The sequence below is a fragment of the Cryobacterium sp. Hh11 genome (genome assembly GCF_004404045.1).
Classification (GTDB): domain Bacteria; phylum Actinomycetota; class Actinomycetes; order Actinomycetales; family Microbacteriaceae; genus Cryobacterium; species Cryobacterium levicorallinum.
Window position 1 is genome coordinate 1 of record NZ_SOHF01000036.1, and the last position, 1,374, is coordinate 1,374.

Annotated in this window: 2 pseudogenes; both read left to right on the forward strand. The window is 56.4% G+C overall.

Annotated features, from left to right (window positions below):
* Positions 1 to 455 (forward strand): annotated as a pseudogene (locus E3T46_RS18090) (hypothetical protein); the annotation flags it as partial.
* Positions 456 to 979: 524 nt separating this feature from the next.
* Positions 980 to 1,255, forward strand: a pseudogene (locus E3T46_RS16095) (recombinase family protein); the annotation flags it as partial.
* Positions 1,256 to 1,374 lie beyond the last annotated feature (119 nt).

Genomic DNA, 1,374 nt, shown 5'->3' on the forward strand with positions numbered 1-1,374 from the left:
AGGACTTGATCTACTCGCTCTACACGATCACTCATCCGGACGTCCTATCCCGCCTGTACAGCGCAGAAGAGAAGGAAATGAAAGATGTTGGTCCTGATACGTACGATGAAAGCTGGCGGGGACTCTTCCTTCAAGAAACTTCGGGCAGTGACACTGACGATCTTGGAACGGCGCCTCTTGGAGACGCGTCTTGGCTGGCATACAACCTTCTAAACACTCAACATTTGGTGGGCCAACGCACCTCCATCGTGCTCGAGCAAGAAGACGGCCTCGTCACTGGTGCCAAGGTTTATGGGATGTCTGACCACCTAACGACGTACATGACCGCGCTGACCGGATACAGAGAGACTGGAACAGAAACTGACCAAAATTACTACTCGATGAAAACTGGCGACGTAAACGACGAAGCCTTCGTCTACTACCTCGACTGCCTCGCGCGACACAGCTTCATCTAGCCCGATACGAACAACACCTGTCAGGCTGCGGATGCTGACCCACGGTGATGCGGCAGAATTATGCTAGCTGCCGCTATCACCCGTTGGTCAGCACCGTAGTCTGACTCGTCAGAGGAACCTGCCAAGAAGTCGCCCTTGATGTGCCTCGCCCGGAGGCCAAAAAGCGGCCTATTCGATCCTGCGATGTCCGCGATCGCATAGTGGCCACCGGCCGCAGCCAGTTAATCGAACACCCCCCTCACGACGGAAATATTTCTCGGCCCATAAGCACACTGTCGTGCCGGCGTAAACGCGACCGTGGCATCAACTGCGGTCGCGACAACTGCCCTGCCCTGGAAAACTCCGCCATTCCACGAAACGGCTGTCTCGAAACCCTAGGGATATAAGACGTCTCACAGTCATGACCTGAGCGTCCTCAAAATCGTCGGAATCTGGAGGCACGGCGAGTCTTATAACTACGTCGCATAACCACCTGCTGTAATTACGGTACACACCATTAGTTATGAGACACCTCAGGAGCAGAATTGACGAAACTGATCGGCTACGCGCGCGTATCCACGCGACAACAATCCACCGACCGGCAGCAAGTCGACATCCTGGCCGCCGGAGTCCGGCGCGACGACCTTTACGTCGACCATGGAATCTCAGGCGCTCGAGCATCACGGCCGTACTTTGATCGCGCGCTCGACGCCCTCGAAGACGGCGACACCCTCGTCATCACGACCCTGGACCGGCTCGGCCGATCGACGCAGAACATGCTCGCTTTCGCCGAGGAGCTCCGCGGCCGCGGTGCCGGTCTCTGAACCGTCCCTGATTTCCTGCCGCTTTCTTTCTGGTGAAAGGATTCGGTTATGCCCAAGAAACACCCAACAGAGGTTCGCGAACGAGCGGTCCGTATGACGCTTGATCGTTTGAAGGA